This window comes from Vibrio sp. HB236076, assembly GCF_040957575.1.
Taxonomy (GTDB): domain Bacteria; phylum Pseudomonadota; class Gammaproteobacteria; order Enterobacterales; family Vibrionaceae; genus Vibrio.
Genome location: NZ_CP162602.1, coordinates 146,316 through 165,431, shown reverse-complemented (window position 1 = coordinate 165,431; position 19,116 = coordinate 146,316). Strand labels below are relative to the sequence as shown.

At 45.6% G+C, this 19,116-nt stretch carries 23 protein-coding genes; 8 read left to right on the top strand and 15 right to left on the bottom strand.

All coding sequences use genetic code 11. The features are described 5' to 3' along the window. Positions 1-2: 2 nt before the first annotated feature. The 5 genes from artP to AB0763_RS13965 all read left to right on the top strand — a co-directional run bounded on the left by artP (position 3) and on the right by AB0763_RS13965 (position 3,789). On the top strand, positions 3-731 hold the full coding sequence (artP, locus tag AB0763_RS13985) for an arginine ABC transporter ATP-binding protein ArtP (protein ID WP_306099803.1): 729 nt from the start codon (positions 3-5) through the stop codon (positions 729-731). A gap of 46 nt (positions 732-777) precedes the next feature. Then, the gene (locus AB0763_RS13980) at positions 778-1,509 is read left to right on the top strand and encodes an arginine ABC transporter substrate-binding protein (RefSeq protein ID WP_306099802.1); all 732 of its coding nucleotides are present in this window, start codon (positions 778-780) and stop codon (positions 1,507-1,509) included. A gap of 3 nt (positions 1,510-1,512) precedes the next feature. Continuing rightward, a complete protein-coding gene (gene artQ, locus AB0763_RS13975; protein WP_306099801.1) occupies positions 1,513-2,184 on the top strand; it encodes an arginine ABC transporter permease ArtQ in 672 nt (223 codons plus the stop codon). Continuing rightward, a complete protein-coding gene (gene artM / locus AB0763_RS13970) occupies positions 2,184-2,858 on the top strand; it encodes an arginine ABC transporter permease ArtM (RefSeq protein WP_306099800.1) in 675 nt (224 codons plus the stop codon). Before artQ ends, artM begins: the two co-directional genes overlap by 1 nt. A gap of 253 nt (positions 2,859-3,111) precedes the next feature. Continuing rightward, the gene (locus AB0763_RS13965) at positions 3,112-3,789 is read left to right on the top strand and encodes a MaoC family dehydratase (protein WP_306099799.1); all 678 of its coding nucleotides are present in this window, start codon (positions 3,112-3,114) and stop codon (positions 3,787-3,789) included. A 74-nt stretch (positions 3,790-3,863) separates the two neighbouring features. Here AB0763_RS13965 and AB0763_RS13960 read toward each other — a convergent pair whose 3' ends face one another. The 6 genes from AB0763_RS13960 to AB0763_RS13935 form a co-directional block, all read right to left on the bottom strand. Then, complete coding sequence (locus AB0763_RS13960; RefSeq protein ID WP_306099798.1) at positions 3,864-4,694, bottom strand: phosphate ABC transporter substrate-binding protein; 831 nt, start codon at positions 4,692-4,694, stop codon at positions 3,864-3,866. Between the two features lie 170 nt (positions 4,695-4,864). After that, entirely contained in the window at positions 4,865-6,871 is a 2,007-nt protein-coding gene (gene rnb, locus AB0763_RS13955) for an exoribonuclease II (protein ID WP_306099797.1), read from the bottom strand. Positions 6,872-7,194: 323 nt separating this feature from the next. Next, a complete protein-coding gene (locus tag AB0763_RS13950) occupies positions 7,195-8,157 on the bottom strand; it encodes an AEC family transporter (RefSeq protein WP_306099796.1) in 963 nt (320 codons plus the stop codon). A 136-nt stretch (positions 8,158-8,293) separates the two neighbouring features. Then, positions 8,294-9,442, bottom strand: coding sequence for an L-threonine dehydrogenase (gene yiaY / locus AB0763_RS13945; protein ID WP_306099795.1), 1,149 nt, complete (start codon positions 9,440-9,442; stop codon positions 8,294-8,296). Between the two features lie 326 nt (positions 9,443-9,768). Further along, positions 9,769-10,662, bottom strand: coding sequence for a cation diffusion facilitator family transporter (locus tag AB0763_RS13940; RefSeq protein ID WP_306099794.1), 894 nt, complete (start codon positions 10,660-10,662; stop codon positions 9,769-9,771). Between the two features lie 209 nt (positions 10,663-10,871). Then, positions 10,872-11,750, bottom strand: coding sequence for a LysR family transcriptional regulator (locus AB0763_RS13935; RefSeq protein ID WP_306099793.1), 879 nt, complete (start codon positions 11,748-11,750; stop codon positions 10,872-10,874). Positions 11,751-11,998: 248 nt separating this feature from the next. On the opposite strand from AB0763_RS13935, the gene AB0763_RS13930 reads away from it, so the two are divergent. Further along, the gene (locus tag AB0763_RS13930; protein WP_306099792.1) at positions 11,999-12,577 is read left to right on the top strand and encodes a class I SAM-dependent methyltransferase; all 579 of its coding nucleotides are present in this window, start codon (positions 11,999-12,001) and stop codon (positions 12,575-12,577) included. Positions 12,578-12,703: 126 nt separating this feature from the next. Here AB0763_RS13930 and AB0763_RS13925 read toward each other — a convergent pair whose 3' ends face one another. Then, a complete protein-coding gene (locus AB0763_RS13925; protein ID WP_306099791.1) occupies positions 12,704-14,437 on the bottom strand; it encodes a choice-of-anchor I family protein in 1,734 nt (577 codons plus the stop codon). Positions 14,438-14,613: 176 nt separating this feature from the next. Here AB0763_RS13925 and AB0763_RS13920 point away from each other — a divergent pair, with 176 nt between their 5' ends. Continuing rightward, positions 14,614-14,958 carry a HopJ type III effector protein gene (locus tag AB0763_RS13920; protein ID WP_306099790.1) on the top strand — a complete coding sequence of 115 codons (345 nt, stop codon included), beginning with the start codon at positions 14,614-14,616 and terminating at the stop codon, positions 14,956-14,958. Positions 14,959-15,125: 167 nt separating this feature from the next. Here the strand turns inward: AB0763_RS13920 and AB0763_RS13915 are convergent, their stop codons facing one another. Then, on the bottom strand, positions 15,126-15,464 hold the full coding sequence (locus AB0763_RS13915) for a cysteine-rich CWC family protein (protein WP_306099920.1): 339 nt from the start codon (positions 15,462-15,464) through the stop codon (positions 15,126-15,128). A gap of 131 nt (positions 15,465-15,595) precedes the next feature. On the opposite strand from AB0763_RS13915, the gene AB0763_RS13910 reads away from it, so the two are divergent. After that, the gene (locus AB0763_RS13910) at positions 15,596-15,826 is read left to right on the top strand and encodes a DUF3820 family protein (protein WP_306099789.1); all 231 of its coding nucleotides are present in this window, start codon (positions 15,596-15,598) and stop codon (positions 15,824-15,826) included. 212 nt (positions 15,827-16,038) lie between these two features. Here the strand turns inward: AB0763_RS13910 and AB0763_RS13905 are convergent, their stop codons facing one another. The 7 genes from AB0763_RS13905 to AB0763_RS13875 all read right to left on the bottom strand — a co-directional run bounded on the left by AB0763_RS13905 (position 16,039) and on the right by AB0763_RS13875 (position 18,524). Further along, positions 16,039-16,191 (bottom strand): hypothetical protein, encoded by a 153-nt coding sequence (locus AB0763_RS13905; RefSeq protein ID WP_306099788.1) that lies wholly within the window; start codon positions 16,189-16,191, stop codon positions 16,039-16,041. Positions 16,192-16,289: 98 nt separating this feature from the next. After that, complete coding sequence (locus AB0763_RS13900) at positions 16,290-16,466, bottom strand: hypothetical protein (protein WP_306099787.1); 177 nt, start codon at positions 16,464-16,466, stop codon at positions 16,290-16,292. 74 nt (positions 16,467-16,540) lie between these two features. After that, positions 16,541-16,705, bottom strand: a complete 165-nt coding sequence (locus AB0763_RS13895) for a hypothetical protein (protein ID WP_306099786.1) — start codon at positions 16,703-16,705, stop codon at positions 16,541-16,543. A 101-nt stretch (positions 16,706-16,806) separates the two neighbouring features. Next, the gene (locus tag AB0763_RS13890) at positions 16,807-16,983 is read right to left on the bottom strand and encodes a hypothetical protein (protein WP_306099785.1); all 177 of its coding nucleotides are present in this window, start codon (positions 16,981-16,983) and stop codon (positions 16,807-16,809) included. A gap of 894 nt (positions 16,984-17,877) precedes the next feature. After that, positions 17,878-18,030: a hypothetical protein gene (locus AB0763_RS13885; RefSeq protein ID WP_306099784.1), complete on the bottom strand. Its 153-nt coding sequence runs from the start codon at positions 18,028-18,030 to the stop codon at positions 17,878-17,880. A gap of 79 nt (positions 18,031-18,109) precedes the next feature. Next, positions 18,110-18,289 carry a hypothetical protein gene (locus AB0763_RS13880; RefSeq protein ID WP_306099783.1) on the bottom strand — a complete coding sequence of 60 codons (180 nt, stop codon included), beginning with the start codon at positions 18,287-18,289 and terminating at the stop codon, positions 18,110-18,112. Positions 18,290-18,344: 55 nt separating this feature from the next. Then, positions 18,345-18,524 (bottom strand): hypothetical protein, encoded by a 180-nt coding sequence (locus AB0763_RS13875; protein ID WP_306099782.1) that lies wholly within the window; start codon positions 18,522-18,524, stop codon positions 18,345-18,347. Positions 18,525-19,116 lie beyond the last annotated feature (592 nt).

The following is a 19,116-nucleotide window of genomic DNA, read 5'->3' as shown; positions in this document are numbered from 1 at the left end:
GTATGGGCATCAAAGCGCACAATCTCAACAAGTATTACGGTGAGCACCAAGTCATCGACAATGTCAGCTTCCATTGCGACAAAGGAGACACCTTGGTTTTACTGGGCCCAAGTGGCGCGGGCAAAAGTTCTTTACTGCGCGTGCTCAACTTGTTGGAAAACGCACAAGGCGGTCACTTGAGTGTCGCCGGTCAAGCATTTGATTTCGCTCAACCCATCGATAACAAAAGCGGTCAAGCTCTGCGTAAAAATGTCGGCATGGTGTTTCAGCAGTACCACTTGTGGCCGCATCTCACCGTACTCGACAATTTAATTGAAGCACCGATCAAAGTCTTGGGACTGACAAAAGAAGCGGCGCAGCAGCAAGCGCTCGATATTTTGGCCAGCCTTAACTTAGCAGAGAAAGCTAAAGCCTGGCCTTTGCAATTATCTGGCGGGCAACAGCAAAGGGTGGCCATTGCACGTGCGTTGATGATGAAACCGCAAGTTTTGCTGTTTGACGAGCCAACTGCGGCACTTGATCCGGAAATCACCTCACAAGTGGTGAAGATCATAAAAGATCTGAGTAAAACGGGCATCACTCAAGTGGTTGTAACACACGAAGTTGATTTTGCTAAAAAAATTGCCAGTCATGTGCTATATCTTGAACAGGGTAAAGTGGTTGAATTTGGCGATCACACCCATTTTACTCACCCACAAACCAAACAGTTTGCTGATTACTTAACCCATTAATAGGAGCGTTGGCCAAGCTGACGCTTCGTTCTCTAGGAGTCATATCATGAAAAAATTATTCATTGCTACTGCGATTGCCGTTGTTAGTACATCAGCAATGGCGCAAGAAAAAATCCGTTTCGCAATGGAAGCGACTTACGCCCCGTTCGAATACATGGATAAAAACAACCAAATTCAGGGCTTCGATGTTGATCTGGCCAATGCAATCTGCGCGGAAATTAAAGCGAGCTGTACCTTTTCAAACCAATCTTTTGACAGCTTGATCCCAGCGTTAAAATTTAAGCGCTACGACGCCGCAATTTCTGCCATGGATATTACCGAAGAGCGTCTTAAGCAAGTGGCGTTTTCAGACCCTTACTACGACAATGCCGCGGCCTTTGTCACCAGCAACAGCACCATTACGTCTACAGAGCAACTTAAGAGCAAACGCGTTGGCGTTCAAAACGGTTCAACTCACCAAAGCTACTTAATTGAACAAACTCCAGGTGTGATTGCCGTTCCTTATTCAAGCTACCAAGATGCCTTTATCGACATGCAAAACGGCCGTGTGGACGCCGTCTTTGGCGATACTGCTGTTGTCGCAGAGTGGTTTAAGCAAAATGATTCGCTTCACTACGTGGGACAACCTGTGACCAATAAAACCTACTTTGGTAATGGTTTCGGTATCGCAGTCAACAAAGACAGCCAAGCACTACTCAAGCAGCTTAACCAAGGTCTCGCGGCGGTAAAAGCCAACGGCACTTATCAAAAAATTTACCAGCAGTACTTCGGTCAGTAATTTATGGAACTGTTGGGCTATAGCCAAGCCTTGTTAAACGCCACGTGGATCACCGTCCACCTGGCGTTTACCAGTTTGGTGGTTGGGTTAGTACTGGCGGTGATATTTGCGCTTGGTGAGTCGAGTAAATTAGCTCCTGTGCGCTGGTTGACATCGGCGTGGGTGACTGTGATTCGCGGGCTGCCAGAGCTGCTGGTCGTGCTGTTTATCTTTTTTGGCTCGTCGCAGATCCTGTTTTATCTCACTGGCGAATATGTTGAGGTGAGTCCCTTTATTTGCGGTGTGATTGCCTTGGCGTTGATTTTTGCCTCCTATGCCTCACAAACGTTGCGCGGCGCTTTGAAAGCGGTCCCCAAAGGACAATTAGAATCGTGCCAAGCATTAGGGCTTAGCCCAGGGTATAGCTTTAGGCGGATCATCTTCCCACAAGCACTTCGTCATGCTTTACCGGGGTTGACCAACCAATGGTTAGTTCTGTTAAAAGATACGGCATTGATTTCTCTGATTGGGGTGACGGACTTATTGAAACAAGCGCAGTTGACCGCGGCGGCCACCCACCAAAGTTTTACTTGGTATGCAATTATTGCCGTCATCTATCTGGTCATTACTCTGCTAACGCAAAAAGGCATCGATAAACTCAATCATCGATACCAGCTCAATGAGGCCAATTACTGATGTTTAATCCAACCTACTTGTCGCCGTTATTCGACGGGCTTTATACCAGTTTGGGTTTGACGGCCGCGGCCTTGGCGGTCGGAGGCGTGATAGCCATTACCATGACTATAGTGTTTAGCTTGAAACTGGCTTATCTGACCCCTTTGTTGCGCGGTTTTATTGTGCTGTTTACCGGTACGCCCTTGTTGGTGCAGATCTTTTTGATCTATTACGGCCCAGGCCAGTTTGATTGGATCAAGTCCAGTGTCTTTTGGCATTGGTTAAGAGAGCCCTGGTTTTGCGCCATGTTGGCCTTGGCGTTAAATACCGCCGCTTACAGCAGCCAACTTTTCTATGGGGCGGTCAAAGCGATTCCTCAAGGCCAGTGGCAGGCTTGTTATGCATTGGGGATGAACAAACAGCAAACCTTGCGCGTTGTCTTGCCCTACGCGTTGAAACGGGCGATACCGGCTTACTCAAATGAAGTCATCTTGGTGTTTAAAGGCACTTCTTTAGCAAGCACGATTACCATTATGGATGTAATGGGCTATGCGCAACGCTTAAATGCCCAGACTTATGACACCTTAGTGATCTTCTCTATGGCCGGGGTATTTTACCTTTTGGTCAATGGCGGTTTGACACTGCTATTTAGAGGTCTAGAAAAACGACTTTTGCAGTTTGAAGCGTCGCGATAGCCTGGGTATTTTTTCTCATTGAATCCTCTTTTTTCGGCTAACATTCGTTAGCCGATTTGCTTTTTTATGTCAAGAGCAGGTAAAAATAGCGCTCTCTAATAAAATGCTGTTTTATTTATAACTATTTGTATTTAATTGAAAAAACGCCTAATAGCATACGAGTGTTCGCCCGAAAGTGTTTGCAACATTCTGTGAAGTACTTCAAAATTAAGCAGGTAAGGCCAGTTGTGCTATTAATTTTCAAAGGGTTTTTATGAAAGTCACCAATCTTTTTAAACACAAAGTGGATGCGTTTTCTAACCATCACGCCGAGTTTATGAACAGGATGCCTCCAACGCTGCGCGAATATTGGAGTGACTTTTTAACCAAAGCTCAAGGAAGTGCTTTGTTTGCTCGCATCCGTGATCACCAAGCTCCAGCGGTGAACGAGGACGCACCAGTAGAAGCGCCAATCGTGATGAAACCGGAAACACGAGCGGTTTTCGATCAATTGAACGAAAAAATCGATCAAGTGATCCACACGGGCGACTGGTTGGATGTGAGCCAAGAGCGTATTAATCAATTTGCATCGGTAACGGATGATAACCAATGGATACATACTGATCCAGAGCGTGCCGCCCAGGAATCACCGTTTAAAACGACGGTTGCCCATGGTTTTTTAACGCTGGCATTATTACCGCGTTTAACCGATGCGGTCGATCCTGAGCAAAACCAGTTCCCAACCGCGAAAGTGGTGGTGAACATGGGCTTAAATCAAGTGCGTTTCCCGTACCCGGTAAAAGCCGGCAGTCGAGTTCGCGCCGTCAGTACGCTTAAAAAAGTGACACCAGTTAAGAAAGGCTTAGAAATAGAAAGAGAAATTAAAGTAGAAATCGAAGGTGTTCGCCGTCCTGGTGCGGTGGTGATTTCTGTTATCCAACTTCATTTTTAATCCCTTTTTGTTGGCTCGTATAACGTAAAATGCCCGCTTGAACGCGGGCATTTTTGTTATTGAGTGACAGTGAATTATTGAACAGCGGTTTTATTGGCGCTGTAACCGTAGTCATTCATCAGTTGCTTGGCTTCTTTACTGTGTAAGTAATCGATGAAGGCACGTGCTTCTTCATCGAGGCGGTCGTGATGATAGAGAATGATGAAAGGGCGAATCAAGCCATAGCTTTGATTGGCAATGTTGCGATTGGAGGCTTCAATACCATTAAATTTTAAGGCTTTAACGGATTGATCGACAGAGCCAAGTGAGATAAACCCGATCGATTGTGGGTTGTTACTGACCAGGGTTTTCATCATGCCATTGCTGTTGACCACCAAGTTACCCGGGTTGGCATTGGAAACCAATTGTTCATTGATGATTTGAGTCAGGCCAAGTAAGGTCTCAAAGCTATAACGAGAGCCAGAAGACGCTTCGCGAGTCACGACCGCAATTTTCTTATCAGGGCCGCCGAGCTCTGACCAATTGGTGATCTTACCTTGATAGATGTTAAATAGCTGTTTTTCTGTGAGGTTATCGATAGGGTTGGCTTTGTTAACGACAACCGCTAGGCCGTCATAGGCAAGCGTTTCCACCACCATTGAAGGCTCTTTTTCTGCCTCGGTCAGATAGCGAGAGCTCATTCCAATCGGCACCACGCCTTTGTTAACCAGTGTAATCCCGGCACTTGAATCGACGGCCTGAACGGCAATACTGTGCTCTGGATTTTGCTTTTCATAGCTTTCTGCGAGTACATCCATAATTCTGGCCACGGAGGTTGAGCCTGAAACCGTTATGGTTTTGGCCGCAGCGGCAAAAGGTGAACTGGTAATAATAAGACTTAACGTGAGCAGTAACGACGATTTCATAGTAGAACCCAATTGATTTGATTCACGTTATCTTAGTCAATTCAGATTTCAATTTCATGAATCAGTTCTCAAAATGATAAACCGAAAATAAAAAACCAGAGCCGTTTAAGCTCTGGTTTTCGGGTTGTGTGAGCCAAACCTCACTCACCGAATCGGTCACCGCTCAGGGATTACTTCTCTGATTCTTGCGCCGGCTCGGGTTGAGTCTCTTCACTGGCATACACTTCGATAGGTTTTGCCACTAAGCTACGGCTTTCCTGATTGACCTCAATCAAGTGCACTGGCAAAGTATCACCGAGTTTGAGGATCACGGCTTTATCGAGTGAGATAGTGCCATTGTCGTTGTTACACTCTAGGCGCTGCTTATTGCTGCAAATTTGCGAGCCAGGAATAAAGGCACTGGCGCCGTTTTCTAGTAGGCGTACGCGAGCCCCTGCGCGGTTAATGTCAAAAATTTCCGCTTGGAACGGTGTTTGCTCAACCGGTGCGTTGGCCAAAGTACGGGCGTACAACCAATCAGACACATTGCGCTCGGCAATTTTATGGTGTTTGCGGTGCAAAGCCAGTTCTTCACCGACCTGATCATCTGGTACTTGTACCGGCTCTTTTTGTAAGATGTGTGCTTTGAGCATACGATGGTTGATCATATCGCCGTATTTACGGATAGGTGAGGTCCACGTCGCATACACGGGTAAGCCCATCGCGTAATGAGGTAGCGGTTGGTTGCCAACTTCCGAGTAAGCTTGCATTTTGCGAATGCGGTTGTCTAGGTAGCTGGTCTCTTGTTGGCCTAACCAACGACGAAGCGCAGCAAACCCTTCAAGCTCTTTTATGCTTTCTTGAGTAAATTCAAGCGTGCCTTCTGGGTTAACAAGCTCAATCACATCGGCAATTTTTTCTTCCTTAAAGCCAAGGTGGGTATTAAAGACGCCCGTACCGAATTGACGCTCAAGAATACGACCAGCACAGATGTTCGCGGTGATCATCGACTCTTCAACCAGGCGGTTGGCCGTGCGGCGCATATCGGCGTGAATCGCAATCACATCGTTGTCTTCACTGAGTTCAAAGCGATAGTCTGGGCGATCAGGGAAGACGACCGCATGAGTCTCACGCCAGTGGGCACGAGCTTTGGAGAACGCGTATAAGGTTTCGACGACTTGGGAAATCGTCTCGTTTGGAGACCAGGTTTCACAGCTGCCGTTTTCGAGCCAATCAGACACTTCATCGTAAATCAAACGAGCATGCGATTTAATGGTTGCGGCAAAGAACGCAATATCGTCTTTGATCACGCCGTCTTTGTCTACGGTGACCGTACAGCAAAGCGCTGGGCGATGTTCGTTCTCGATCAATGAACAGAGGTCATCGGCCAAATCGCGAGGCAACATGGGAATGTTACGACCTGGCAGGTAAATGGTATATCCACGCTGGCGAGCCACTTTGTCCATTTCATCATCTGGTGAGATGTAAGCCGTCGGATCAGCGATCGCGATTGATAATTTAAAATCACCGTTGTCGAGTTGCTCTGCGTAAAGCGCATCGTCCATATCTTTGGTGGACGCGCCATCAATGGTCACAAAAGGGATGTGGGTTGCGTCGACGCGCTCGAGTGCTTCGTCGTCATTGAGTGCCCATTCATCAAGACCCTTTGGCTCACTGTTGGGCAAATCATTTTGCGCCAATGTCACCCACCAAGGGGCAATTTTATCGTCAGCGTCGGTGATTTTCTGCGTGATCTCGACAAAAAAGCCATTGTCGCCTTTCAACGGGTGGCGGGTAAGCGTAGCCACTACCCAGTCGCCTTCAGCAAAGTCAGACTCATTCAGTCCCTTTTTAGGACGAGCCTTCAAAGACACTTTCTTCATTTGCGGGTGATCGGGCGCGACGTTTAAGCGGCCTTTAAACATCTTGATACGGCCGATAAAACGCGGCATCGAAGGCTCGAGCAGTTCTTGAGGCTCAGCCACTTCCTTCTCGTTCTCGGTGCGAATGACGGCCATGACTTTATCACCATGAAGGACTTTCTTCATGTAAGGAGGCGGGATAAAGAAACTGGTTTTATGGTCAACTTCAAGAAAACCAAAGCCTTTCTCTGTCGCTTTAATCGTCCCTTCCTTTTTTGGCAGGGTCTCTTGAATCTGTTGTTTGAGTTGTGCAAGTAGCGCGTTGTCTTGGAACATATTTTTAGTTTAAACCTTGGTTTTATGGAATGACGATTCCAGCTCTCTCCCAGAACTGATCTTTATACCAGTCTTAACAAGTCCGTGGCCGATGATAGCGCAGGGCAAAAACGCGAGAACAAGGTAACTTTTCTCTGATAAAGTACGAATCTAACTCGTTATTTTACCGAGGATAATTTTACGCTGTTATCGAGTTTAACCCCGCTGTCCTGACCTGCTATTTCGTGAGATTGGTATCACACTCAAGATAGGTAAACATCAATCGGAACTTAGGTGGCCAATGTTACTAGTTAATCGCTCTAAAGTATATTATCGCTCGATGACTAAGCCGAAATTAAACCAAAGTGACTTAACATCGCAATGCCTAATGTACAACTGATCAAACTCAGCAAGGTGGTGAGGGCAATAATATTGGCGGCCAAATTGGCATTGGCATTCATCGCCCGCGCCATCACGTAGCTGGCGGCCGCGGTTGGCGCGGCACTCATCAAGAAGATGACGCCCAGCTCAACGCCGCGAAAGCCAAATAAGTAGCCTGCAACGGTTAACATCAAAGGCGCGAGGACCAAACGAAAGCCGCTAGCAAACCAGGCCTTGTTGAGATCGGCCTTTAACGCGCGCAGATTGAGTGCACCGCCGGTACACAAAAGGGCCAGTGGCAAGGTCATGTGGGCAAAGTAGTGCCCCGCCTCACTGACCACGGTCGGGATCGGAAAACCGACGACCTTGCAGGCCACACCCGCGACAATGCTAATGATGAGTGGGTTTTTGGTCATGGTTTTTCCCATCATGGCAAAGGACTGTGCGCCGGATTGATTGCCTTTGGGCGACAGGGCTATCACGGCCAAAATGTTATAGCAAAAGGTGGTACAGGCAACGTAAATGGCAGCAATGGCAATACCGTCGTTCCCATAGGCATTGGCGACATAGGCCAAGCCAACAATGCCGGTATTGGCGCGAAATCCTCCTTGGATGATCACGCCTTGATCACTGGGGTTATCAAAGCAGCGTTTAGCAATCACCGAGGTGAAGATAAAAAAGGCCACATTGGCGACCAAAGCAAAAACCAGTAAAGGAATACTCGATGAAATTTGATGATCAGAATCGACGATATTAAAAAACAATAGGGCGGGTAACGTGACTTTAAACACCAGCTTAGAGGCCACTTCGATGAAGTTATCATTGATAAGACGAAAATATTTAAACCCCATCCCCAAAAACAACACGATGCAAATGGGCCCGGTAACCGAAAAAGAAAACTGCAGATGTTCCAATAAACTAGTCATACTCACTCCCTGTGTAGAAGTGAGCATTTTTGCACATAACCGCGCAGACGAAAATGGCTAAAGTCGAGTTACCTAGATTTTAGCCATACCTTTAAATGCAATTACAAATTCACCGCGCGGGTACGGTCTCTCTGGTTTACAGCGCCGCTTGGAAAATAGCGCAAATCTCCTCGTGTGTCGCTTGTTTTGGATTGGTGAGTCCACACGCATCATTGAGCGCGTTACTTGCCAAGGTCGGAATGTCTTCCACATTGACACCCAAGTCTGTCAGCCCGGCGGGAATACCGACATCTTTGGCCAATGTGCGGATCGCGGCAATGGCGGCGTTTGCCCCTTGCTCTGCCGTCATGGCCTGAGTATCGACTTGCAAAGCCTGGGCAACATCTCTTAAGCGCTTCGCGGCTACGTCGGCGTTGTACTCTTGGACATGAGGCAATAATACCGCATTACACACCCCGTGTGGCAAGTCATAAAAACCACCCAACTGGTGCGCCATGGCGTGTACATACCCTAGCGAGGCGTTGTTAAAGGCCATGCCCGCCATAAATTGCGCGTAGGCCATTTGCTCACGGGCATTGAGGTCGTCACCGTGAGTTACTGCTTGGCGCAAGTTGGCTTGAATAAGCTCAATGGCTTTTAACGCCACGGCATCGGTAATCGGCGTGGCCGCAGTGGACACATAAGCCTCAATGGCATGAGTCAAGGCATCCATACCGGTGGCTGCGGTCAGTGAGGCCGGTTTAGCCAGCATGAGGTCTGGGTCGTTGACCGAGATCAACGGGGTGGTGTGCTTATCGACAATCGCCATTTTGATGTGGCGCACTTCATCAGTAATAATGCAAAACCGCGTCATTTCAGAAGCTGTTCCTGCGGTGGTGTTAATCGCAATCAGGGGCAACATGGGTTTGGCCGATTGATCAACGCCTTCGTAATCGCCAATCGAACCGCCATTTGCCGCCAATAAAGCAATGCCTTTGGCGCAATCGTGAGGTGAGCCACCACCGAGTGAAATCACAAAGTCACATTGGTTTTTCTCTAATAACGCCAAGCCTTCGTTGACATTGTTGGTAGTCGGGTTGGGATTCGTGCCATCGTACACGCAGTAGCCGACACCACGCGCTGTTAATAGCTTGCTCACCTTATCCACCACGCCAAGTTGGTTGAGGATTTTATCGGTGACAATTAAGCCCTGACGATAGCCAAGCGATTGAATTTGGTTAGCGGCGTCCGTTAAACAGCCAGAGCCCATAAGATTGACGGTAGGGATATAAAATGCACTGGTCATAAGCCATCTCCAGATGAGAGTCTATTTGTGGTCTAGAGCGGTGTTATACACGCTCTTGTTCTGGCTTTAGTGTGACGCGATTGACGACGAGATAATTTGCGTAAGATCAAACTGGTTGCTTATGATGAGGTTGTCAGTAGCGACAAAGAGAGTCTGCGACAATCAACAACAGAGAGGAAAAAGGTAGAAGAAAAAAGAGTGAGGCAGTCACTAATAAGAGGGTGAAGGGCGGCATGCCTTGAGGTAACTTATTTTCTCACGACACCCAAGAGGTGACGGATGTCGTGAGGGCGAATCTCTTCAGTAGTAATGGTGCCAATCAAGAGTTAATACGCAATGTTGAGTTGCAATTGCACGTCATAGTCGTGTTTCGCCAGTCGCTTGGTCAGTTGAGTACGTGTTTGCTCAAACTCTTGCACGTTTAACACCTGTTTTGGCAAGTGCATATCAACGTGAACGCGCAATTCTTGCCCAACTTTAGTCAGCCCCGCCAATTTCAAACGCTGTTGACTCAATTGACCGACAGCGTGAATATCGCGGTCGACTTGCTGACACAACGACGGGTTTGGACTCATCATAAACAGTTCTTTCAATGCATTTTTTAACATGCACATCGGCACTTTAATAAAGTAGAAAGAAATTAATATCATCATCATTGGGTCGGCGTACACCGCGAGGTTAGCCCAAGGCGTCCAAGTGAGCAGCATGGATAAACAAAAGCCCAAGGTTACCGCGACACTTAACCAAGTGTCCATTTTCCACTGTTCCATTTCCGCTTTGACCAAGTTTGATGATACGGTTTTGTTTTTGTGGGCAATAAAGCCCCACGCCATACCACAACCCAACACATTGACCACACCAAATAAGGTAGCAATTGAGGTGTCGATTTCACGACCGCCGGCAAACATGGCTTGGCTCGCTTCGAATAAAGAATAAAAAACAATCGATAGAATAACCAAACCTTTGATGGCGATGACCGCGGGCTCAAGCAGGGCTTTGCCAAAAGGAAATTGTTGTTTTTGAGGTCGTCGGATGTAGTAAGACACCGCCAGTGACAATAAAGTTAACACTAAACTGACACTTGAATAAACGCCGTCAAAAATGATCACCATAGAACTGACTAAGTAGCCTAGGATGATGCCGCCGACCGCAAAGAAAGAAGCAGCAAGGGCTGAGAAGGTTAAAACAGATTTTTCATTATCATTATTATTCGCACACATCTTTGTTGATCTCGTGATGAACACGGCTCTATTTTCAACGGTGGCATAGTAGAAGACAAATGAAAACTCTGTCACAAATGGGCAGCATCACAGAGAATAAAAATATGTATTTTAAAATCAGTTACTTATTTCATTTTAATGCTGTCAGTAAAATTGACACTGACTGTATTGCCCTTTTTTAAGCCTTGAAATCAGTAAGTCGTCAAAGACTAGAAGTCAAAGAGGTAATCACTGATCTTATCGGCAACCCAACTGATGGCAGGGTGCTCAATCATGCCAGAAGCCATAAACATGCAGTAATCTTCTTGTGTCAGTCCGTAAGTGTGCTTGATCACTGATAAAGTTTGTTGCCGCAAATGATGGCGGATCAGAGGCTCTGGCAAAACCCCCCAGGTGTTTTCGTGCAAAATGGTATTGAGCATGTAATCGAAACTGGAAAAACCAATGTAGCGATTGGAAAAAGGCTCAAGTTCGGGGTTGTCTTTCTCATTGAGATAGACCATCAGGGCTTGGCGTTGGCCGCGCAATTCCTCATCACTGACACGGCGCATTTGACTTAATCGGTGGTCCTGACGACAGACTGACATCATCCTGATTTTACCCAAAGGGTTATAGCTCATCATGGGATCGTTAATGCGCTCGTAGTCAACCCCAAAGGCAAAGTCGACTTGATGCGTTAAAACCAGGTTTTCTAAATCGCCACTGGAAGCCAACACGATGTTAAAGGAGGTCGATGGAAAGCGATGGCTTAAGGTATGGGAGATCTCATGCCAAAAATCATCGGGCAAAGAGTCATCACGGGCGATCCACAGTTCGGCGTGGAACTCGCCAGAAATGTGCGCGCAGGTTTGTTTTATCCTCGATGACGTCGCCAGAAGCGAACTGCAATCTTTATAAATCGCTTTGCCCGCTTCAGAGAGCGTTAATTGGTTGCCGGTGCGAGCAAAAAGTTCGATGTCGAGTTCTTTTTCCAGTGCTTTAATTGCCATACTCAAACGCGTTCGGTTGGTATCGAGTTGTCGAGCAGCTTCAGAGACCGAACCGTGATCGGCGATGGCGCAAAACGCTTCAACTTGAGATAAATTCATGGTAGTGATGATAGGTATCTTATTGTTAACACAGACCGTAGAGTAAGTCAGTTCGCAGCACTTGGCGAGTGTCATTGATCTAATTTTCAGTGATTAACCCTATGACCTTTTTATTTTTTTAAGGTATTCTTAGGGGCATCGTATCGCACTGTATTGCCGCGGCGTTGAATTTATGTCATCGCGAAGGCAATGCATTGGAAGTCAAACGACATCTTTGCCCAGAAGAGAAAGTTACAACCGGAGGCCTCATGGCATTGGATTGGGATGAAATTGCAAAGGACTGGGAATCGCGTCCTACGACCCAAGCGTTCACAAAATTTGTGTTTGATCAGTTGCTCGAACTGACCGACTTGACCGATAAACGCGTACTCGAAGTTGGGTGTGGAACGGGCCTGCTGGCACAATATTTGTCGCCGTTAGTGAAAGACATTGTGGCACTCGACAGTTCAGAAGCCATGATTGAAGAGCTGGATAAAAAGCTCTTGAGTAACGTCGAGCCCGTTGTTGATCAATTAACACGTGGGTTGGCGGCTCAACACCCTGCCTTTCGCGGGCAATTTGATCTCATCATCGCTGCGTCGGTTTGTGAGTTTATTGACGATCTCGAGATGACGATGGCAGTGGCATACTCTTTGTTGGAGCAAGGCGGTGCGATGTTGGTTTGGGATGTACAACAGAGCGCATCTGACAACGGGATTGAGACTGACCGCATCGTACAAAGTATGCAGTCAGCAGGTTTTAGCCAAGTTTCCCAACAAAAAGCGTTTACCCTCATGACCGATAACGGCGAACTTGAAGTCGCTCTGGTGATTGGCAAGCAAGCTTAGGGTTTGCGAAGTGAGAGGCAAAGAATGAGAAAAGGCAAAGGTTGAAAAATCCTTTGCCTTTTTTGTTATCACTCTTATCGAGGTTTTTAACTGGAGAGGGTGCCCTGCTGTTGAGTGAAATTGGTCTTATTGAATCGACACGTGATACAAGCTGGTGGTGCCGCTCACTTCATTGCCAATGGCGATATAATGTTGATTGCCACGCATGAAATAGTGAATCGACTCAGGGCCTAAATCACCGGCTTTGGGGTTGTATTCTTGGTTTTCACACTCTCCATCGGCATCGACTTGCGTACAGACTGGCTGCGAGAAATCACGCTCTTGATGGTAAAGGACAAAGCTTGCCTGACTGGGGTCGGTGACGTCGTAGACCATAAAACCCCCTTGGCGCTCAAGGCCAATAAAAGCGTATTGACGGCCTTGGATCATCGCCACTTCTAATGCTTCAGGTTCAGAGCCTTTATCATCACTGCGATCGTCCGCGCTTTGGTTATTGTCATTGGTACTATTAAAGGTATTGGGGGATTGTTCAGCCACGATGTTGGCAAACTGGTCTTGGCTATCGAAGACTAAATGCCCCTTGTCATCCCAAATTGAGAAAGATCGCGCCCCAAAGGTTAACGCTGGTTCATTGGCTTGTAATGGATGATCGGGTTTGATGAATTTTAGCCTTGCCAGTTGTTGATTGTCTTTAAGCGCGTTTGCTAATGGATGGTCACTGGCGACATCGAGTTTTTTACCGCGCACTTCATCACTGTGGCTAATACACGTATCCAATGTGGTCTTATAAGCGCTAGTGCCTTGGTGGTCGTCTCCGTCCCAGTTTAAACCTAATTGTTCGCATTGTTCTTGGGTGGTTTTAAACCCGTATTCACGCCCATCACCTTCATTGGCAGTGACAATGTAACTTTTTCCATTAACGGTATAGCTCTTGATCGTATCGGGCATGTACAAACCGAACAACCCTTCATAGGAATGAAAGTTGGCTAATCCAGATTGCTTGGTATCCGGATCGGCATCTTTGTTGGACGCGTCTAACTTCGCATTGTGCCAAGATTTCATCCCTAACCCTTGAATGGCTTCAACCTCGGCTTTGACGGGGTCGATAATGGCCAGCGCGTTGTTTTCTTGCAAACTGACGTAAAGCTTGCCATTGCTGGCAAAGGTGAGGTATTCCGGCTCAAGGTCTTGGGCGGCCGAGGCATGTTTACCCGAAATTCGAACCGTGCCTTTGAGCTCAGCACGGCGTGTTTGATTAAAAGCGTCGAAGCGAATTTGTTGCGCTTTGGCTTGCTCTAAGCCAGGGCTCAAGTCGACGAGAGTGACACTGCCTTCTGGGTCGTCTTGGTAATCACCGCTGGGCTCACCTTCATTGGCGCTAGCGAGAAAGCGACCGTCTTTGGAAAAACCGACCATATCGGGTAGGGAGCCGGCGGGGAAGGTGGTGAGTAATGACAGATCACGGCTATCGTAAACGGCAATGATACCTGGTTTGGTTTTGATTTTATTTTCGATCGCCACCGCCAATAAATTGCCATAACTGTCAACGCTGTTGGCGGCGCCAATGTCAATGTTAGCCCATTCACCAGCTTGGTGGAGATCTAAATAACGCAACTTTTCGAGTCCCGTTGCCGACGGTTTTAGCACTTCAATACGCTGAGCATGAGCATTGACGACAAAGAGTTGATCGTTGTTTTTATCATAAGTAACGATCTCTGCTGCCGAGGTAGCAAAGGGGGCATCGGCAACGTAACGGCCGATCAAATCGACGCTCAACGATTGAGCTTGAGAAAAACCACTGAAAGCCGCTGTACAAGCGACGCTACACGTGGTGAGAACGAGAGTGGTAATGCGTGACATGGGTCATATCCTTCATGACAAATAATAAACGACAAAAATTCGACTCAAGCCTAGAAAAGTTATATGTCATTTTTATGCCGTTAAAATGATGAAAGCATGTCGAAAGCCCGTTATGATAAAAGCGCAATTCATATTGAGTTAAACATCACATTTTATTGAAAGAAAAGGAAAACCGAGTGAATAAAAATGAGTTCTTAGCCGAGTTAAAAGCCAACCCACAAGGAATCGAGTTTGAGCAAACTATGGCGGTGATTGATGCACACTATACCTTTAGCGCCGCCGATTTTACCAATGGTGAGGTACAAAACGCCGCGGGTCAGAACAATGGTTCGGCTAAAATTTTGGCGTTCGGTATAGAAGAAGGGCTATCAGAGCAAGATACCTTACACTGTTTTGGTCGTTTTTACCGCCAAGACGTTCTACAACACCCAGACAATGACGATCATCAGAATATTCGTAATTTTATTCGTTTCGGGTGGCAAGGGGTGTCATTTACCGCACCGGTTTTAACGGGTAAATAAATCGCGCTCACAATACGCCCTGTCTTTTTTGGGCGAATGAATACAAATCGCGTTTAACCTATTGTGAGTGCTCACCTCCCGTTGGCGCTGACCTAAGGGCGCCGCTTTCATTGTGTTTGTCATCAGGTTGTTGAGTGAGGTAGGCAAAGACACGTCAAACTGCTTAGCTATGTTGCAAGGGGCAGTTTGCTTAAGCAGTGTCGGCATAGGCAGGCGTTTTGATTTTGCAAGGGGGCGGGGATTTCTCTTCGCTCGAGCTCAAAGCACCAGCAGGTCGTTTTGCCGGCACTGATATCACAATGCATAGGTTGCTGACAGTGTGCGCAGCTGGCTTGAGTTGGCTTAATGTCTGCTCGCTGCTCGGTTTGTGGCTTTATCTTCGTCATGATATCGAGTCGCTCAGCCTCGGTTTTGTCTTTCCAAGTCATGATCTCTTCTAGGGTTCGCTGGCAACCAAGACAGATGCCGCCATGGCTTTGGCAAGCGGCTCGACAGGGCGTAGATATCGACATATTTTTCTCTGTAATGATATGGGTTAAAATCAATCGGATGAAAACCGGTGTGTTGATTTGACTTGCTTTAATCAATACGGATTTACAACCAGCAATAGCAGATCAACAGCAAGGTTGGGGAGATTATGATACAAAAAGAGCAAATATTACAGCTTGTCGAGTACAAGATGCCATTTGGTAAATACGCTGGGCGATTGTTGATCGATTTGCCAGAGGAGTATCTGCTGTGGTTTGCCAACAAAAGTGAGTTTCCCCGTGGAGAATTGGGCGAGCTGATGCAGTTGTGTTTGGCACTGAAGATTGAAGGGTTAGATGAGATTATCAAGCCGTTAAAATCGAATGATAAACAGAGCTGATTGGGTTTCACACCGAGCCAGTATCAGGTCGTGATAAACAGTACGTTCAATATTGCTTGAGTTCAGTATTCCTATCTTTTAAAAACATGACATCAAATCAGGGGCGTGACACAGTGATTTCTTATTATGTGTTCGCTTTCCCTGATTTGATCAGGTCATTTTTAATCAACATTTGGCATCCTTACCAATCGAGTGTTATCCGCGCAAACGGATTAGTTACCGTTGTTGTTGTATTTTGAAACGCCAACAATCTTAATGTAATCAGCAGGTTTGCCTTGCGGTTGTTCATCCGCTTTCGATGCCGCCATTGCGGGCGCAGCGATAAAGGAAACCGCGAGTAGTGCTGCAGTGAATGATTTAATCATGATAAATCCTCTCTTTCATTCAATGTGATGGTTATTACGCTCGTGGCTATAGCCAATCATGAGCTCACGGAGTCGCACTTTACTGCGACAACAACGGATTAACGTTGGTTATTGTGCTCAGACACGCCAACGATCTTGATGTATTGCGCTTGTTGACCGGCTTTATCAGCTTGGTGGTTGGCGTGAACGCCGCCTTTGTCACCTGAGGTATTTGCCATAGCAGGGGCAGCAATAAAAGAAGCAGCAAGCAATGCAGCAGTAAATAATTTAGTCATGATAATATCCTCGTTAATTGAATAAGTTTTCTTGTTCGTTCAATGGTTTAAAATAAACGAACCATGTATAGCACTTAGCGTTGTTTGTTGTTCTCAGACACACCGACGATTTTGATGTAGTCAGCGGGTTTGCCTTGCTGTTGGCTTTGTGGTTGTTTTGTCGTGTTTTGCTCAGCGGCCATAACGGGGGCAGCAATAAAAGAAACAGCTAGTAGGGCAGCAGTAATGTGTTTAACCATGATATATTCCTCTTTTTTTAATTTTAAATAGTATTGTTTAACAGTCTTAATAATAAATGCAACACACCTTAATGACGGGTGTCTTTATTAGCTGAGTTTAATTAACGCTGATGGTTATTCTCAGAAACACCAACGATTTTGATATATTGAGCTTGTTGGCCTGCTTTATTTGCTTGGTGGTTAGCGTGAACGCCGCCTTTGTCGCCTGAGGTATTTGCCATAGCAGGGGCAGCGATAAAAGAAGCAGCGATAAGTGCAGCAGTCATTAATTTAGTCATAGTCAATTCCTCATTGATTGGTTGAATGTTTGTCGTCATTGATAACGTGGGGTGATAATAGCAAGGGCCAGAAGTGTGATAAACATCAAAAAACGAAATAGATTAATGACAAATCCGCATCAATAAAAATGAAAGTTTTTCTTACCTTGCGATTTTGACTATGATGTTGATTTTATTGAATTAAATTTTTATTTTTCTTTTTTGTATCGCCTTGTCGACCTTGTTTGGTCGTAGAAAGTACAAATTTTTTTGTCTTTGAAGTGAATAGAGCTTGGCGTTCGATTTTCATTAACCGATGAACACCAATTAAGTATTCACGAATACGCTGATGGCTACTTTTTAGTGAATGAGAATAGAAAAGTGATGTCGATGTTTTTTCTTATTTTTCGCAGGTCTTGTTAAGTCTAATTCGTTATTGGCATGCCCTCTAAAATGTATTTAACTGTCACCTTGATTACTTAAAAAGGGCGAGATTGAAAGCCTGGTGGAGAAATAAAAAACAGCGGAGATTAAACATTCAATGAGGTTGTTTATAAGAAAATTGCTTTAACGGTGATTGGTTTTGACCAAAGACGGTTTTTGTCGTGGTGATAACGCCAGAGTGAATCAGGGTATTTTAAACGTGGCTAAATTGAAATATAGAAGGGATAAAAAACAATCAATTAATATTGTTAATGATAAGAGAAGTTGATCGGTAAAGAAGTTTGTTATTTAGGCAAGGAGATTGCTAATTTTTTTGATGAAATGAGTCAATAATTTAGAAATCAGGGGCATCAGGAAAAATGACTTTTTCACTGTACTTCTGCCCCGAAATCAATAGATTTTTTGCTTATTAAGCATTGCTTTGTCAACATTTGGTTTCCCTACCAATGTAATGTTTTTTGCTGCGGCAAATTAGTTGCCATTGTTGTTGTACTCAGAAACACCAACAATTTTAATGTAATCAGCAGGCTTACCTTGATTTTGTTCGTTTTGTTGTGATGCAGCCATAGCAGGTGCAGCGATGAACGAAACAGCAAGTAAAGCAGCAGTCAGTTGTTTAATCATAGTTATTTCCTCTTAGAACGATAAAAATACGTCATAGTGCAATCAGTGTATAAACAGCCATTGAGCGGCTTAATACCGATTAACGCTGGTTATTGTGCTCAGACACGCCAACGATCTTGATGTATTGCGCTTGTTGACCGGCTTTATCAGCTTGGTGGTTGGCATGAACGCCGCCTTTGTCACCTGAAGTTGCCGCCATAGCCGCTGGCGCAGCGATAAAAGAAGCAGCAAGGAATACAGCAGTAATTTGTTTCAACATAGTCAAATCCTCAATAGAGTTCAGTGTTGTGTGATTAGCAGTGTTAATTCAGAGATTAACGTTGGTGGTTATTCTCAGACACGCCAACGATCTTGATGTATTGCGCTTGTTGACCGGCTTTATCAGCTTGGTGGTTGGCGTGAACGCCGCCTTTGTCACCTGAAGTTGCCGCCATAGCCGCTGGCGCAGCGATAAAAGAAACAGCGAGTAGTGCAGCAGTAATTTGTTTAATCATGGTGAAACCCTCTTGTTTGTTGTTTGACGATTAATCGGTTTGAGCAAAACGACTTGCCTGTGCCGATAACGTGTAAATAGGTTAGCAAGCCCAAAAAGTGTGATAAAGATCAAATAACGAAATAGATTATTGACGAATTAGCATCAATAAAAATGAAATTTTTTTCGAGCCTGGTTTTTTAAGTATCTATATGATTTATAAGAGAAATTAAAATTGAACTTTTATGGCTGTTATTGATGGTTTACTGAGTTAACAGAGTGTTACTTCTTTTATGACGGTAAAATAACAATGGCGCAGTGTGATATTTGCGCTAGATGGCGATGTTGCGTTCTTTTTGTGGGGAAATAATGATGGTTGCATTGCTTTTTTGAACGAAGTGAGGCGGGGTTTTGAACCGAGTGACGACGGATAAGCGAGGAGAAAAAAGTCATTTCGTTATGGTTGAGCCTGCAAGCTGATGAAAAAAGATCACGTTTTCTCGATTGTCGTTCATGGCTTAAAAAGCGTTGGCGCATTGAAATACACGATATACCGTATGGTGTCATATAAAAAGTGAGTTTGATCACTGTATTTATTCGCCTAATCGTACAAC

What these genes read in the sequence shown, in the direction of transcription:
- artQ (WP_306099801.1), top strand. Translation starts at nt 1,513, where the DNA reads ATGGAACTGTTGGGCTATAGCCAAGCCTTGTTAAACGCCACGTGGATC.
- AB0763_RS13960 (WP_306099798.1), bottom strand. Translation starts at nt 4,694, where the DNA reads ATGAAATCGTCGTTACTGCTCACGTTAAGTCTTATTATTACCAGTTCA.
- AB0763_RS13905 (WP_306099788.1), bottom strand. Translation starts at nt 16,191, where the DNA reads ATGATTAAATCATTCACTGCAGCACTACTCGCGGTTTCCTTTATCGCT.
- AB0763_RS13895 (WP_306099786.1), bottom strand. Translation starts at nt 16,705, where the DNA reads ATGGTTAAACACATTACTGCTGCCCTACTAGCTGTTTCTTTTATTGCT.
- AB0763_RS13925 (WP_306099791.1), bottom strand. Translation starts at nt 14,437, where the DNA reads ATGTCACGCATTACCACTCTCGTTCTCACCACGTGTAGCGTCGCTTGT.
- AB0763_RS13875 (WP_306099782.1), bottom strand. Translation starts at nt 18,524, where the DNA reads ATGATTAAACAAATTACTGCTGCACTACTCGCTGTTTCTTTTATCGCT.
- AB0763_RS13940 (WP_306099794.1), bottom strand. Translation starts at nt 10,662, where the DNA reads ATGTGTGCGAATAATAATGATAATGAAAAATCTGTTTTAACCTTCTCA.
- rnb (WP_306099797.1), bottom strand. Translation starts at nt 6,871, where the DNA reads ATGTTCCAAGACAACGCGCTACTTGCACAACTCAAACAACAGATTCAA.
- AB0763_RS13930 (WP_306099792.1), top strand. Translation starts at nt 11,999, where the DNA reads ATGGCATTGGATTGGGATGAAATTGCAAAGGACTGGGAATCGCGTCCT.
- AB0763_RS13900 (WP_306099787.1), bottom strand. Translation starts at nt 16,466, where the DNA reads ATGACTAAATTATTTACTGCTGCATTGCTTGCTGCTTCTTTTATTGCT.
- AB0763_RS13885 (WP_306099784.1), bottom strand. Translation starts at nt 18,030, where the DNA reads ATGATTAAACAACTGACTGCTGCTTTACTTGCTGTTTCGTTCATCGCT.
- artM (WP_306099800.1), top strand. Translation starts at nt 2,184, where the DNA reads ATGTTTAATCCAACCTACTTGTCGCCGTTATTCGACGGGCTTTATACC.
- AB0763_RS13980 (WP_306099802.1), top strand. Translation starts at nt 778, where the DNA reads ATGAAAAAATTATTCATTGCTACTGCGATTGCCGTTGTTAGTACATCA.
- AB0763_RS13965 (WP_306099799.1), top strand. Translation starts at nt 3,112, where the DNA reads ATGAAAGTCACCAATCTTTTTAAACACAAAGTGGATGCGTTTTCTAAC.
- artP (WP_306099803.1), top strand. Translation starts at nt 3, where the DNA reads ATGGGCATCAAAGCGCACAATCTCAACAAGTATTACGGTGAGCACCAA.
- AB0763_RS13890 (WP_306099785.1), bottom strand. Translation starts at nt 16,983, where the DNA reads ATGACTAAATTAATGACTGCTGCACTTATCGCTGCTTCTTTTATCGCT.
- AB0763_RS13950 (WP_306099796.1), bottom strand. Translation starts at nt 8,157, where the DNA reads ATGACTAGTTTATTGGAACATCTGCAGTTTTCTTTTTCGGTTACCGGG.
- yiaY (WP_306099795.1), bottom strand. Translation starts at nt 9,442, where the DNA reads ATGACCAGTGCATTTTATATCCCTACCGTCAATCTTATGGGCTCTGGC.
- AB0763_RS13935 (WP_306099793.1), bottom strand. Translation starts at nt 11,750, where the DNA reads ATGAATTTATCTCAAGTTGAAGCGTTTTGCGCCATCGCCGATCACGGT.
- AB0763_RS13880 (WP_306099783.1), bottom strand. Translation starts at nt 18,289, where the DNA reads ATGTTGAAACAAATTACTGCTGTATTCCTTGCTGCTTCTTTTATCGCT.
- AB0763_RS13910 (WP_306099789.1), top strand. Translation starts at nt 15,596, where the DNA reads ATGATACAAAAAGAGCAAATATTACAGCTTGTCGAGTACAAGATGCCA.